We start from the raw sequence: 13,451 nt of genomic DNA on the forward strand, positions 1-13,451 counted from the left end.
CGGCGAATGCGGGCGCCAATGATTCGCTTGGTCTGGCGGGCTATGGTGAAACGGCAAACGTCAACGGCTCAGGTACCACCGTCTGGACGGGCCAGAACGGCTTTGGCGCGTCCGGCGCCGCTGACGACCGCGTGAACTTCGCCAGTGGCGTGGTCGGCACAGTCAACGTGTACGACAACTCGCATGTAGACATGAGCGGCACCTCCATCACGGCGAATGCGGGCGCCAATGATTCGCTTGGTCTGGCGGGCTATGGTGAAACGGCAAACGTCAACGGCTCAGGTACCACCGTCTGGACGGGCCAGAACGGCTTTGGCGCGTCCGGCGCCGCTGACGATCGTGTGAATTTCGCCAGCGGCGTGGTCGGCACAGTCGACGTGTACGACAACTCGCATGTAGACATGAGCGGCACCTCGATCACGGCAAATGCGGGCGCCAATGACGCACTTGGTCTGGCGGGCTATGGCGAGACGGCCAATGTCAACGGTTTGGGCACCACCGTCTGGACAGGCCTGAACGGCTTCGGCGCATCAGGCGCCGCTGATGATCGCGTGAACTTCGCCAGCGGCGTCAAAGGCACGGTCGACGAATTCGATAACTCGCACGTGGACGTGAACGGCAATTCCATCACGGCAAATCTGGGCGCCAATGACGCGCTTGGTCTGGCGGGCTACGGTGAAACGGCCAACGTCAGCGGATCGGGGACAACTGTCTGGACCGGCCTCAACGGCCAGAATGCCACGACGACCAACGACGATATCGTGAGATTCCTCAATGGCGTGACCGGCACAGTCGACGAATTCGCCAATTCACGCATTGATGTTTCCGGCGGCGGTATCACTCTGAATGCTGCCGCCAATGACACAGCGGGTATTTCCGGTAACCACGACACGATTAGCGACACGGGAACCGGCGGTAACTTCTGGCTCGCCGGCACCAACGATCAGGTCAGCGAATCCGGCGGCAGCGTGACACTAGACAGCGGTTCGACGGCCGGCCTCGCTGGCGGCAGTGACAGCGTCAATCTGCTTGGTTCGGGCGACATCGTCGCACTCGCAAGTGGTTCGGGCTATACGGTAAACGGCATGGGTATCGTGGGCGTCTTCGGTGGACAGAGCGACAGCATCAACCTGAGTTCCGGCGACGAACTGCTCTACAACGCGTCTGGCACCTTTTACCGCGCGCTACAGTACAACAACAGTTACGTGAATGATTCGATCGGTTTCAGCGGCAATCAAGAGACCGATGAAGAGTTCTACAACTCGGCCCATCAGGAAACCGAGGGGGCGTGGTTCAACAGCGGATCGTACGCTTATCAGGTTTCAGACTTCAATACGGGAACGGAGGCCGAGACCGAGCGCGAGAACTTCAATAGCGCCAGCGGCGCGCTGAACAGCGTCGACCTCTGGAACGGAGCGGGGCCGCACCCTTATGAAGAGGAGTTCGCCAACGGCGGGCTATATTTCAATGAAATCGCGATGTTCAATCCGACTAGCGGAGTCATGACCGGCGGGGCGACGTTCAACAGCCAGACGGGCTTACAGACGGCGTGGTACGACAGCGACAACGGGAACTGGTACAACGGCTCAGGCTCATCAGCCATGTCTGATTACTCCGACGAGGGATGGCAATATGAGGATGACGACGCGATGGGTGATTCCGACTGGGAGGACGACGACATTGACCCCGTCATCCTGAACCTGAACGGCGGCAAGGTCGAAACAACGGCCACGGCGGACTCACAGGCGACCTTTGACATCAACAACACTGGCCAGGCCGTGCAGACAGCATGGGGCACGGCTGGCGAGGGCTATCTCGTCTACGATCCCAACGATTCTGGCAACACCACAACAATCACCCGGGACAACCAGCTCATTGACAGCATGGATGACCTGAAGGCGCTGGCGCAGAATGTCGATGGTTCGGCCGGCTCAACGCTGACGGCGACAGATGCGTTGTGGAGCAACCTCAAGGTCTGGGTCGACACAACGGGGACGGGGCAGTTCCAGAGCGGCCAGCTCTACAGCCTGAGCGACCTCGGTATTGCGTCGCTGGACCTCAACGGTGTGCAGGTGGACCGCTACGACAACGGAAACGAGATTCTGAACGACAGCTCGTTCACGCGGACAGACGGCACGAAGGGCGATATGGCGGGCGTCGCGCTCGCGGGAAGCGGAATTTCCGGCGCGAGTGGCAACACCGCCGCTTCCATCGAAGCGCAGATGCAGGCGCTCGTGGCCGGCATGGCTTCATTTGGAGCCGCTCCTCCGTCGGGTGGGACAGTCGCGTCCGCCATGCCTGCACAGAACGAACCCCAGATGCTTCTCGTGTCCAACGCTCACTGATCGACTGCCTTAAGGCGAACGGGCGACCCGCATCGATGTTCGCGGGTCGCCTGTGTCTGCCAACACCACCTGATACATGAATGCTCCCGACCTGGGCCCGGATTCACACGCGAGTGATCCGGGCCTCGCCGCGCTCGTCGTCATCGCACGCTTCCACAGTATTGCTGCCGACGGCGCGCAGCTACGCCACGCCTCCGGACTGGGCAACAGCCTGTTCGATACCGATTCCCTGGTCCTGTCCGCACGCACACTCGGAATGAAGGCCCGGAAGGTTTCGCTGCGTCCGGGCAGCCTTTCACGCTCCCCATTACCGGCTCTCGTACTCGACAGGGACGGCGGACCGGATCATCGCAATGGATCACGGCAGGATCGTTGAGCAGGCGATCACGAATCGCTCCTGCGTCACGGCGGCTATTACGCGCATCTCGTCTCGTTGCAGGATGGCTCAGATGATGAGTTCAGTGAAATTGCAGGCGCTCGCGGACCTCGCGCGGCGCTATCTGGCCGTATGGCGTTTGGTCCAGGAAATCCGCCATCAACTGGAGCGACCCGCACGCGACGCCCAGGTCGAGGCAACGGCCTCAAAGTTCCGCCGCGACCAACTCGACTAACTTGAGAAAGCCACACAGCAGATCACGCAAAGCCGCGACGACGAATCCAAGGCGCAGACGCGTCAGGCGCTGCTAAGTCTCGCCGCGCCGGTTTCGGGGACGGTGCAGCAGCTGTCGGTACATACGCTGGGTGGTGTGGTTACGACCGCGCAGACGCTGATGGAGGTCGTGCCCGATGATGCACTCGAAGTCGAAGCGCGTCTGCAAAACAAGGATATTGGCTTTGTCGATCCAGGCCAGCGCGCCGCCGTGAAAATCGAGGCGTTCCCATGACAAAACCGTACCGTGCATACCGTTCGCGCGCCACAGCATGCACGGCGCGATGCTGTTACTGCAACAGCTTCAGCACCTGCTGCGGCATCGAGTTCGCTTGCGCGAGGACCGAGATGCCCGCCTGCTGCAGCACCTGAGCCTTCGACAGGTTCGCCGTTTCCGTCGCGAAGTCGGCGTCGGTGATTTGCGATTCGGCCGCGCTCATGTTCGTCGCTTCCGTTTGCGTCGTCGAAATTGCAGCCTGGAACGTGTTCTGCGTTGCACCCAGCGTTGCCTGGAAGGTGTTCACGCTCGTCAGCACGTTGTCGATGGAGCTCATCGCGGCTTGCGCACCCGACGCCGTCGCGACGCTCAGGGTGTTGATGCCGAGCGACGTCGCATCCCACTGCTGCGAGCCGAAGTCCGCGGTGATCTGCTGGCCGTTGAACGCGCCGATCTGGAAGTTGACGGAACCGATGCCGTTGAGCACCGACTGACCGTTGAAGGTCGTTTGCTGCGCGACGCGCGTGATTTCCGTCAGACGCGTCGACACTTCCGATTGCAGATTGGCGAGCGCGTTTGAATCGAGCGAGCCGTCGCCTGCTTCCACTGCCAGCTGACGGATACGCTGCAGATTGTCGACGACCGATTGCAGCGCGCCGTTCGTGGTCTGCACCATCGAAATGCCGTTGTTCGCGTTGGCGGCGCCTTGCGTCAACGCATTGATCGATGCCGTCTGCGACGTCGCGATGGCGAGGCCCGCCGCATCGTCGGCCGCCGTGTTGATGCGCTTGCCCGACGACAGACGGTTGATCGCCTGCGAGAGCGCGTTTTGCGAGCCCTCCAGGTTGTTCTGCGCCGTCAACGACATGATGTTCGTATTGATGTTCAGCATTTGAGCCCCTTTCGGTTCTATATCAAGGATCGACATAAGCGGCGCCAAGGATTTATTCAATGCCTTGTGTCGCCGCTCGAAGGGGTTTACGACGTTGCCAAATATTGCTTTAGCTTTTCATCTGGAATATTTGCCTTCCTGAAGTGCGTAGGCGAGGCTTGCCATGCCGTCAATTTCGAACCGCCAATCCCATGCAATACATTGATTTATATCTATATTTTTTATTGAAAATCGATTCCTTCCATTTCATCTCCTGGTCATTACAAATTGAATACCAGAAATATTCATGTTACGAGTAATTACGTAATCTCGATTACTCGCCGAAAGCATAAATCGATAGAAGAAGGCTTATTGCTGACGCGGTAATAACTTTAGCTGACAGCTCATTTGACTTGACCCGTCCGAAACTTTCAGCGTAGAAACCCTTTGGACGCGCGCGCGGCACTTACGATAAGCAGCACGATCGTCATCGCGCAAAAGGCAGCGCCCGCATAAAACGTCGCGGGTGCGCCGGCCCTGTCCCACAGCGCACCGGCGATCACACTGGATACCAGCGTCACCAGCCCGCTCAGCAGATTGAATAGGCCAAAGGCCGTGCCGAGCAAATGCGCGGGTGCGCTATGCGACACCATCGTCGCGAGCAGTCCTTGCGTCATGCCCATATGCAGCCCCCACAACGCGACGCCTGCGAGCAGAACGCTCCAGTGCGCGGCATGTGCGAGCACGATGTCGGACGCGCCGAGTATCACGAGCCCGGCGATCAGCAGTCTGACATGACTCGTCGTATCGGCGAGTTTGCCGAGCGGATACGCCGATAGCGAGTACACGACGTTCATCGCGACCATCACGAGCGGCACCAGCGCGACGGGCACACCGCTACCCATTGCGCGCAGCACGAGGAAAGCCTCGCTGAAACGCGCGAGCGCAAACACGGCGCCGATCGCGACGACCCACCAGAACGCGGCGCCGAGTTGACCGATGTTCTCGCGCCGGATCGGATTGACCCGCTTCGCGCCGGGCTCACGCGCAGGCTCGTCGATGCCGACACTCAGCAACACGACAGCCAGCACGCCTGGAATTACCGCGAGCCAGAACGCAAGGCGGAAGTTGTCCGCCCAGACCAGCATGATCGCGACCGCAAGCAGCGGCCCGAGAAACGCGCCGACGGTATCGAGCGACTGCCGCAGTCCGAACGCTGCGCCGCGCAGATGCGGCGGCGTGACATCGGCGACTAGCGCATCGCGCGGCGCACCGCGAATGCCTTTGCCGATCCGGTCGATCACTCGGGCCGTCACGACGAGGCCGATCGCCGGTGCGAGCGCGAACAGCGGCTTGCTCAATGCCCCGAGTCCATAACCCGCGACAGCGAGCCATTTGCGATTGCCGAGGTAATCGCTGAGCGTGCCGGAAAAGACCTTGACGATCGGCGCCGTCGCCTCCGCAATGCCTTCGATGAGGCCGATCGTCGCGGCGCTCGCGCCGAGGCTCGCCATCATGAACATCGGCAGCAGGCTGTGAATGATCTCCGACGAGACGTCCATCAACAGGCTCACGCAGCCTAATACCCAGATGCTGGCGGGAATCTGTCGAAGCGTGCTGAGGCGGGATTGACCGTGCATGGCGATGTATCCGTGTGCGCTTCACATCTTGCGAAGCACGAAACGTCCCGCACCTGTCATCTGATCCAGCGAAACGATTTGCCCGTCGCTTTCGATGAATTCGAACGTCGAGCCCGGTGCGGATGCAATGCGAAACACGTGGTCGCGCGCAGCGACGAAGCGTTCGTCGCGTTGGCCCGGCGCGCGCAGCCACAACGTACCGTCGTCGCGCTCCAGCACCTCGACGCGAATTCCGGTTGCCGTTTGGAAAGCGCCCGCGAAACGCTGCAACATGGCAGACGCATGCGCAAATTCCTTGCGCACGAAAACGACTTCATTCTCGACGATCTTCGTGACGAAGCGGTCGATGTCGCCTTCATGCGTCGACTGGAAATTGATGCGCCAGCGCGCGTCGTCTTCGGGATCGTCTGCTTCGGCGTCGAAGCGTTCGTAGTGATAATGCGCGAGCGGCAGGTTCTGATCGCGGAATGTCAGGCGCAGACGGCCGTCTTCCAGCACGATCGAGATCGTGCCGTAAGCGTCGTGCGCGTAGTCGCCGGCATAGTGCTCCAGCGGATGTGATGGCGTCGTGTTGTCGATCCGGTCTGCGTACCGGGTGCTGGCCGCCTGCGACATCGCCTGTCGCGCCGATGCCGCAAGCTCGATAAAGCGCTCGTTCCACGGCGTGATATCCAGGCCGAGCAAACGCTCGCAGAGTTGATAGTGAACGACGTCGCGCAACATGGCGCAATGATCGCCGATCACGAACACGCTTACGCCGATCCGCTCTCTCGGCAAAACAGAGACCCTCGAATGAAAACCGCGCAAGTCGCCGCCGTGAAAGGCCACCAGATGTCCACGATAGACCTCCGTCTGCCTGCCGAGGCCATACGTTCCGTTCAACGATTCCCACCAGCCGTATAGCTGGGTCGCCGCGTTCGGCAGCGGGATTGCCGGGACCATCGTTTCGTGCAACGCGCTCTTCGGTAGCACCTGCCGCTCGCCTGCCTTGCCATCGTCGATGAGCAACGTCAGCCAGCGCGACATATCGTCGAGTGTGGACACCATGCTGCCCGACGGCCACGGTGGATCATCCGTGCGCTTCGTGTCGAGCTTGCGCAGTTCGCGGCTGTCGCGTCGCTCGGTATAGCCTACCGCGAGGTTCGGCTCTTCCAGCAGCGCGGCGAAACGAAACGACGTGTCGCGCATGTCCGCTGGCTCGAGCATGCGCTCACGCACGAAGTCGGTCCATGACATGCCGCTCAATCGCTCGATCACATGAGCGGCCGCGTAATACATGACGTTGTTGTAGATGAAGGTCTCGCGCAGCCCTGCGCTCGGTTTCATCAGATGCAGGCGGTTGAATACGTCCTTCGGCGTCGCTGCCGCGCCGAACGTCATCATGTCGTGACGCGTGATGCCCGTGCGATGCGCGAGCAGATCGCGCAAGGTCACGGAACGTGTGAGGATGTCGTTGTGAAAGCGCAGCTCGGGTAGGACATCGCAGAGCGATCCGTCGAAGGTGAGCTTGCCCTCTTCGACCAGCATTCCGGCCGCAAGCGCGACGAAGAGTTTCGTGTTCGACGCAATCGGAAAGCGCGTCGACGTGTCGAACGGCAGACGCTTTGCGTACTCGCGAAAACCATATCCACGCGTCAGAACAGGCTCGCCATCGACAACGACAGCCACACCCACAGCCGGTGCGTTCCATTGCTGCATCAGCGCAGCGACGCTTTCGTCGAAGCCTTCGAGTTTGTCTAGCTGCGTCAAGCCATTCTCCTCGGGTCGAACGTTCACGAACGGACTCTCGAATGCGGCCGCAACCTCAGACGGTTATCCGAATGGAAGCATGGTGCAAGCAAACTGTTGCGTCGAGAGCGTTGGCCGGCCTCGAACACTTTCCTACCGCGCAAACCCGCCGAGCCCGCGCGACAAGGCCAGTTCCCGATGGCATGCTCGATGCAACTGTGTGCGAGACCACCCCGCATCAGGAGCACGCCATGTTCGCATACATTTTCCTCGCGCTGCGCAAGCTGTTGGACTGCGCCGAACACAGCCGCCGCGACGCTTACCTCGCTGCGGCCGTCGATATCGTCGAACTCGAACGCCGCATGCGGCTGATCGATGTGAACGGTTAGGCCGTCACAGCAACCCGACCAGATTGCCGAGCGCAGCGGACACGTCCCCTTCGCGCCAACCCAGCGCGAGACGCGCCCGCATTTTCGCGCCCTGCACGTCGAGGTAACGCACGCCCTTCACCTGCACCTGCGCAATCGCGGCGGGCACGATGGACACACCGAGGCCCGCCGCCACCAGATTGATCACCGACGATACCTGCGGCGCAGGCTGCGCGAGTTGCGGACTGAAGCCCGCTTCGCCGCACGCCCGCACGATCTCGTCGTGCAGCGTGACACCCGCCGGCCCCGGCACGAGCACGAATGGTTCGGCGGCGAGTGCCGTCAGCGGCAAGCGCTTCTTGCCGGCCAGTGGATGCGCCGATGGCAGCACGATTTTCATCGCTTCGTCGGCGAAGCGATGCATCTGCACATTCTCCGGCTGAGTCGATCCGGGCCGGAAAAATACAGCGTCGATCCGGTCGTCGAACAGACCTTGCAGCAGCGCAGGGGTATTCGCCTCTTCGAGCGTCAGATCGACGGTCGGATAGCGGAGCTTGAAACGATGGATCAGCGCGGGCACGACGGGGTTGAACGCCGCTGACCCCGTGAAGCCGATACGCAATCGCCCCGTTTCGCCACGCGATGCGCGTTGTGCCGCCAGCGCCGCGCGCTCCGCACCTGCTATGACGCGTTGCGCCTCGACCAGAAACGCGGTGCCCGAGTTGGTCAACTCCGCGCCGTGCGGCGTCCGGCGGAACAGTTCGACGCCCAGTTCGCGTTCCAGACTCTTGATCTGCTGACTGAGTGGCGGCTGTCCGATTCCGAGGTTTTCGGCGGCGCGCGTGAAATTGCCCTCGCTTGCAACCTCGATGAAATAACGCAGATGACGTAGTTCCATGCTAGTGCTCAAACGTATCGTGTTACGCATTTTCATATATTGGACAGTATAGCGGTCGAGCAGGACAATGCATGCGTCACAGCCGAACGTCAATCCTGTTCCATGAACTCCGACTCTATCGTTGCGACGCCCGAGCGCGTCGCGTTACCCGGCGCACCCACGCGCCCCGCATCAACCGGCGTGGTGCCCGGCTCGGCGGATTTTCGCCGCATCAGCATCGCGCTGTTCCTCGCAGGTTTTTCCACGTTCTCGCTGCTGTATTGCGTGCAGCCGTTGCTGCCCGTTTTCGCCAGCGAATTCCATATCGGCGCGGCGCAGAGTTCTCTGGCGCTGTCGTTGTCGACCGGCTTCCTCGCGTTCTCGATTCTCTGTGCCGGCGCACTATCGGAGCGTTTCGGACGACGCGGCCTGATCTTCGTATCGATGACGCTCGCCGCGCTCTTCAACGTCTGCGCGGCACTCGAAGCGAGCTGGCACAGCATTCTCGTCGCCCGCGCACTCGAAGGGCTCGCGCTCGGCGGCGTGCCCGCAGTGGCGATGGCCTATCTGGCGGAGGAAATCGATCCGCGCGGGCTCGGGTTGTCGATGGGTCTCTATGTCGGCGGCACCGCGTTCGGCGGCATGATCGGCCGCGTAGGCATGAGTTATATGAGCGATCATCTGTCGTGGCGCACCGCCATGCTGACCATCGGCATCGTCGACGTGATCGCAGCGATCGCATTCGTGTTGTTGCTGCCTGGGTCACGCAACTTCGTGCGCCGCTCCGATCTGAGCCCCGCGCATCATATAGCGCTGTGGCGCAAGCATCTGACGGCGTCGACCTTACCCGCCGTGTTCGCAATGGGATGCTTCGTGATGGGCGTGTTCGTCACGGTCTACAACTACGCGGGCTTTCGACTGATGGCCGCGCCGTTCGATCTCAGCGCGACGCAAACGGGCCTGATCTTCTGCTCGTATCTGTTCGGTATCGTCGCGGCGTCCAGTGCGGGCGCACTCGCCGACCGCTGCGGACGCGGTCCCGTGCTGACGGCGGGCGTCGTGGTCGCGGCACTCGGACTCGCGTTGACCTTGATGCATGCGCTCGTGCCCGTCGTGCTCGGCATCATCGTGTTGACCATCGGCTTCTTCATCACGCACTCAGTGGCAAGCGGCTGGGTGGGACAACTCGCCGATGGCGCCAAAGGACACGCAACCTCGCTCTATCTGCTTGCGTACTATCTCGGTTCGAGCGTGCTGGGTTCGTGGGGCGGCTGGTTCTGGCAGAACGGCCAATGGCCGTCGGTCGCGGGATTCGGCTTCGCGATGCTCGCCGTATGCGGAACGCTGACGTTGTATGTCGCGCGCGTGCAAACAACGAAGCTTGCACCCACACGCTGATTCATGATTCACACGCAAGGAGCCCTTTCATGATCGATCATCTCGACCATCTGGTGCTGACCTGCACCCATGCCGAAGCCACGACGCGGTTCTACACGCAGGTCATGCAGATGCAACTGGAAACGTTCGGCGCGGGCCGCATCGCGTTCCGCTTCGGCAACCAGAAGATCAATTTGCACGTACGCGGCAGCGAATTCGAGCCGAAGGCGCATTTGCCCGTGCCGGGCGCGCTGGATCTGTGCTTCATCGCCTCGGTGCCGCTCGATCAGGTCATCGCACACCTTGCGGCATGCAACTGGCCGATTATCGAAGGCCCTGTCGAACGAACGGGCGCGACACAGAAGATCCGCTCGGTGTATGTGCGAGATCCCGATCTGAATCTGATCGAGATCTCGGAACTGCTGGGTTGATCCAGCGTCTCCGTGAGAAGTCGGTGGGCACGGATATCAGGAACGTGCCCGGCTTGCCGACGGTCGCGTGCCCGGCGCCCAGATCGCACGCTTTAAGCCACGTTTAATCCACGGTGCCTAGATTGCAGACACTCGCCCCGTTCAAGCGCATCTGCAATTGAACGGCCTTACCCTTCACGATGGAGATCGTCATGAACAGGTTCGCCAGAGCAGGCCTCGTTGCCGTCACACTCGCGCTCACGCAATCGGCGGTGAATGTCGCGTTTGCCGCGACGGAAAATCTGCCGCCGCTTCATCGACAGGGCGCGGTGACGTATCTGTCGGGCGGCATCGGCAGCGACCAGTCGGCTGCGCTCAAGGACGTGATGCATCAATACCCGCTCGTGCTCGAATTCGCGGGCAAATCGAATCAGGGTAACGAGTACCTCGCCGACGTTCCCGTCCACATCACCGACATGAACGGCACGACAATACTGAACGCAACCGCGCAGGGTCCATTCATGCTGGCGTCGCTACCGGCTGGACGCTACAGGATCAGCGCGAGCTACGACGGCAAGACGCAACAGCGTGTGGTCGATATAACGCCGTCGGGACATACGCAAACGCTCTTTCTGTGGCCTGCCGGATCGAATGGCGGCACCTCATAAGCGTGCCTTCACAATCGATCATCGAACTGCACAGCGCGACGCGAAGCGCACACATTAGCCCGCTTTAAGATTCACTTAAGTGTTGCCGGCTAAGGTGAGCGCTCCGTCGCCTTTCACTGCACGGCAACCTCGCCGCACTCTTTACATGCCGTTCGATACGCCCTTCCGGTTTGCCGTCATTTTTACCGCGCTCTGCCTGCAGCTCGAGTAACGGCAGCACCCGTTTTACCTCCTCACCTCGACGCCACGCGTCTGTCAGTTCGCGCACGATGTCTGCTTCGTGCAACCGCCATCGCAGTACCCGCCGTTTCGACCTTCGATCATGCCCCTTCCCGCATTTGTCGCGCCGTCGGCGCGCAGTGGCAAAGTCATTCTCGTGTGTGCGCTCAGTTCAGTTTGTGCAGCGCTGATCTTCTCGCCGCAGCACGCGAAGCATTCCGTCGATCAGGATGATGCCGCCGGCGCGCCGTCCGCGTCGCCGAACCGCGAAGCCGCCGATACGGCGCGCGCTGCACAACCCGCACCCCAACCTGCCGCTCCCGCGCCTGCTTCCGAAGCAACGCCGCAACCCGTCGTCAGGTCGGCGACCATCAAAAGCAGCTTCGCGGAAGCGGCCCAGCGGCTCGGACTCGACAGCCGCACCGCTGCCTTGCTCGCGCATGCGTTCTCGGGCGAGATCGACTTCCGCCGCGACCTCAAGGCGGGCAACACGATCAGCCTCGTAGTCGATCCACCCGAAGCGGGCAACGCATCGGCCCAATCGCAGCCGGCAACGCCGCTTGCCGTGCGCATCGCAACGGGCTCGACGTCGCACGAACTGTTTCTGTACCGCAACCTCGAAGGCAAGCCGTTCTATTACACGAAGGACGGCGCGAGCACGACGCCAGCGTTCTCGCGCTATCCGCTCGCGTATGAGCGTGTGTCGTCGGAATTCGCGCTGCGCCGCCTCGATCCCGTCACACACCGCTGGCAAAGCCACGACGGCGTCGATCTCGCCGCGCCCGCAGGCACGCCCGTTCATGCGACGGCTCGCGGCACGGTCGCGTTCATCGGCAGGCAAACGGGTTACGGCAAGGTGATCGTGCTGCGTAATCCACCGCCCTATCAGACCGTATTCGCGCATCTGTCGCGCTTCGCGAAAGGACTGCATCGAGGCACCCAGGTACGGCGCGGCCAGGTGATCGGTTATGTCGGATCGACGGGTTGGGCGACGGGTCCGCATCTGCACTATGAAGTGCATGTCGATTCGGTGCCGAAGGATCCGTTGACCGTCGCGCTGCCTGGCAAGAATCCGCTCGACGCAACCGAGCGCGCTCAGTTCGCAAAAGAAGCCGACCGTCTCGCCGCTCTGCTCTGACGACACTCACAACCAGGAACACACCGTGCCGCTCCCTCAACCGACGTGCTGAAATTCCATCTCTTCCTCACGCTGCTGCTGATCGCGAGCCTCGTGCCCGCGATGGCCCATGCACGGCATGTCATATTCAAACCCGCCGTGAAGGCACGCGCCGCCATCGTCGTCGATATGACGACGGGTCGCACGCTCTATGCGAAACACGCCGACGAACGCCTTCCCATCGCGTCATTGACGAAGCTGCTGACCGCGATGGTCGTGCTCGACTCGAAGCGCTCGATGGTCAAGCCGCTGCGTGTCACGGATGCCGACGTCGACCGGTTGAAATGGTCGCGTTCGCGTCTGCCCGTTCGCTCGCTGCTCCTGCGCAGCACGCTGCTGCATATTGCGCTGATGTCGTCGGAAAACCGCGCCGCGTTTGCATTGAGCCGCGACTATCCGGGCGGGCGGCCGGGCTTCGTGCGCGCGATGAACCACACGGCGAAGCGGCTGCACATGTCGCGCAGTCATTTCGTCGATCCGACGGGACTGTCGCCGCATAACGTTTCGACTGCGCGCGATCTCACGCGGCTCGTGCGCGCGGCCTATCGTTACCGCGTGATCCGCCGCTATTCGACGGCTCACGAAAAGCTGGTGCTGGGCGGGGACGGGCCGCTGATGTACCGCAACACGGACCCGCTCGTGCATCGTGCGTCGTGGCATGTCGGGCTGCAGAAGACCGGCTTCACCAACGAGGCCGGCCATTGTCTGATCATCGTGACGAACGTGCGCGGCCATCCGGTGCTGATCGTGCTGCTCGGCGATCCCGACGCGCAGGCTCACTTCCAGGATGCCGTCGATCTGCGCCGCTGGCTCGTCGCCTCGCATCGCTGACGCACACGTCCCACCCTCGTTCTTGCCGGATGCACGCGCCGCTGTACACTTCCGTGCAACGTCGCGCCGCCGAC

Annotated in this window: 11 protein-coding genes and 2 pseudogenes; 9 read left to right on the top strand and 4 right to left on the bottom strand. The window is 61.7% G+C overall.

Translation table 11 applies throughout. The features are described from left to right. The 3 genes and pseudogenes from G3N95_RS08955 to G3N95_RS40850 all read left to right on the top strand — a co-directional run. Positions 1 to 2,345, top strand: a pseudogene (locus G3N95_RS08955) (hypothetical protein); the annotation flags it as partial. A gap of 76 nt (positions 2,346 to 2,421) precedes the next feature. Then, the gene (locus tag G3N95_RS08960; RefSeq protein WP_205969637.1) at positions 2,422 to 2,721 is read left to right on the top strand and encodes a cysteine peptidase family C39 domain-containing protein; all 300 of its coding nucleotides are present in this window, start codon (positions 2,422 to 2,424) and stop codon (positions 2,719 to 2,721) included. A gap of 190 nt (positions 2,722 to 2,911) precedes the next feature. Continuing rightward, positions 2,912 to 3,226: pseudogene (locus tag G3N95_RS40850) on the top strand (HlyD family efflux transporter periplasmic adaptor subunit); the annotation flags it as partial. Positions 3,227 to 3,284: 58 nt separating this feature from the next. Here the strand turns inward: G3N95_RS40850 and G3N95_RS08970 are convergent. The 3 genes from G3N95_RS08970 to G3N95_RS08980 all read right to left on the bottom strand — a co-directional run bounded on the left by G3N95_RS08970 (position 3,285) and on the right by G3N95_RS08980 (position 7,471). Beyond that, complete coding sequence (locus tag G3N95_RS08970) at positions 3,285 to 4,103, bottom strand: flagellin domain-containing protein (RefSeq protein WP_205969638.1); 819 nt, start codon at positions 4,101 to 4,103, stop codon at positions 3,285 to 3,287. A gap of 410 nt (positions 4,104 to 4,513) precedes the next feature. Further along, the gene (locus tag G3N95_RS08975) at positions 4,514 to 5,722 is read right to left on the bottom strand and encodes an MFS transporter (protein ID WP_205969639.1); all 1,209 of its coding nucleotides are present in this window, start codon (positions 5,720 to 5,722) and stop codon (positions 4,514 to 4,516) included. 21 nt (positions 5,723 to 5,743) lie between these two features. After that, positions 5,744 to 7,471 (bottom strand): serine hydrolase, encoded by a 1,728-nt coding sequence (locus G3N95_RS08980; RefSeq protein ID WP_205969640.1) that lies wholly within the window; start codon positions 7,469 to 7,471, stop codon positions 5,744 to 5,746. Positions 7,472 to 7,701: 230 nt separating this feature from the next. On the opposite strand from G3N95_RS08980, the gene G3N95_RS08985 reads away from it, so the two are divergent. Next, positions 7,702 to 7,839: a DUF3563 family protein gene (locus G3N95_RS08985; protein WP_205969641.1), complete on the top strand. Its 138-nt coding sequence runs from the start codon at positions 7,702 to 7,704 to the stop codon at positions 7,837 to 7,839. Between the two features lie 4 nt (positions 7,840 to 7,843). Here the strand turns inward: G3N95_RS08985 and G3N95_RS08990 are convergent, their stop codons facing one another. Further along, positions 7,844 to 8,716: a LysR family transcriptional regulator gene (locus G3N95_RS08990; RefSeq protein ID WP_205969642.1), complete on the bottom strand. Its 873-nt coding sequence runs from the start codon at positions 8,714 to 8,716 to the stop codon at positions 7,844 to 7,846. Positions 8,717 to 8,818: 102 nt separating this feature from the next. Between G3N95_RS08990 and G3N95_RS08995 the strand changes: the two genes are divergently transcribed. The 5 genes from G3N95_RS08995 to G3N95_RS09015 all read left to right on the top strand — a co-directional run bounded on the left by G3N95_RS08995 (position 8,819) and on the right by G3N95_RS09015 (position 13,377). Then, on the top strand, positions 8,819 to 10,093 hold the full coding sequence (locus tag G3N95_RS08995; protein WP_205969643.1) for an MFS transporter: 1,275 nt from the start codon (positions 8,819 to 8,821) through the stop codon (positions 10,091 to 10,093). A 29-nt stretch (positions 10,094 to 10,122) separates the two neighbouring features. Beyond that, positions 10,123 to 10,503 carry a VOC family protein gene (locus G3N95_RS09000; RefSeq protein WP_205969644.1) on the top strand — a complete coding sequence of 127 codons (381 nt, stop codon included), beginning with the start codon at positions 10,123 to 10,125 and terminating at the stop codon, positions 10,501 to 10,503. A gap of 191 nt (positions 10,504 to 10,694) precedes the next feature. Beyond that, positions 10,695 to 11,150, top strand: coding sequence for a carboxypeptidase-like regulatory domain-containing protein (locus tag G3N95_RS09005; protein WP_205969645.1), 456 nt, complete (start codon positions 10,695 to 10,697; stop codon positions 11,148 to 11,150). A gap of 322 nt (positions 11,151 to 11,472) precedes the next feature. Then, positions 11,473 to 12,507, top strand: a complete 1,035-nt coding sequence (locus G3N95_RS09010; RefSeq protein WP_205969646.1) for a peptidoglycan DD-metalloendopeptidase family protein — start codon at positions 11,473 to 11,475, stop codon at positions 12,505 to 12,507. A gap of 45 nt (positions 12,508 to 12,552) precedes the next feature. Continuing rightward, on the top strand, positions 12,553 to 13,377 hold the full coding sequence (locus tag G3N95_RS09015; protein WP_205969647.1) for a serine hydrolase: 825 nt from the start codon (positions 12,553 to 12,555) through the stop codon (positions 13,375 to 13,377). Positions 13,378 to 13,451: the final 74 nt, after the last annotated feature.

The organism is Paraburkholderia sp. Tr-20389 (assembly GCF_017104565.1).
Lineage (GTDB): Bacteria > Pseudomonadota > Gammaproteobacteria > Burkholderiales > Burkholderiaceae > Paraburkholderia.

What these genes read in the sequence shown, in the direction of transcription:
- G3N95_RS08960 (WP_205969637.1), top strand. Translation starts at nt 2,422, where the DNA reads ATGAATGCTCCCGACCTGGGCCCGGATTCACACGCGAGTGATCCGGGC.
- G3N95_RS08970 (WP_205969638.1), bottom strand. Translation starts at nt 4,103, where the DNA reads ATGCTGAACATCAATACGAACATCATGTCGTTGACGGCGCAGAACAAC.
- G3N95_RS08975 (WP_205969639.1), bottom strand. Translation starts at nt 5,722, where the DNA reads ATGCACGGTCAATCCCGCCTCAGCACGCTTCGACAGATTCCCGCCAGC.
- G3N95_RS08985 (WP_205969641.1), top strand. Translation starts at nt 7,702, where the DNA reads ATGTTCGCATACATTTTCCTCGCGCTGCGCAAGCTGTTGGACTGCGCC.
- G3N95_RS08990 (WP_205969642.1), bottom strand. Translation starts at nt 8,716, where the DNA reads ATGGAACTACGTCATCTGCGTTATTTCATCGAGGTTGCAAGCGAGGGC.
- G3N95_RS08995 (WP_205969643.1), top strand. Translation starts at nt 8,819, where the DNA reads ATGAACTCCGACTCTATCGTTGCGACGCCCGAGCGCGTCGCGTTACCC.
- G3N95_RS09000 (WP_205969644.1), top strand. Translation starts at nt 10,123, where the DNA reads ATGATCGATCATCTCGACCATCTGGTGCTGACCTGCACCCATGCCGAA.
- G3N95_RS09005 (WP_205969645.1), top strand. Translation starts at nt 10,695, where the DNA reads ATGAACAGGTTCGCCAGAGCAGGCCTCGTTGCCGTCACACTCGCGCTC.
- G3N95_RS09010 (WP_205969646.1), top strand. Translation starts at nt 11,473, where the DNA reads ATGCCCCTTCCCGCATTTGTCGCGCCGTCGGCGCGCAGTGGCAAAGTC.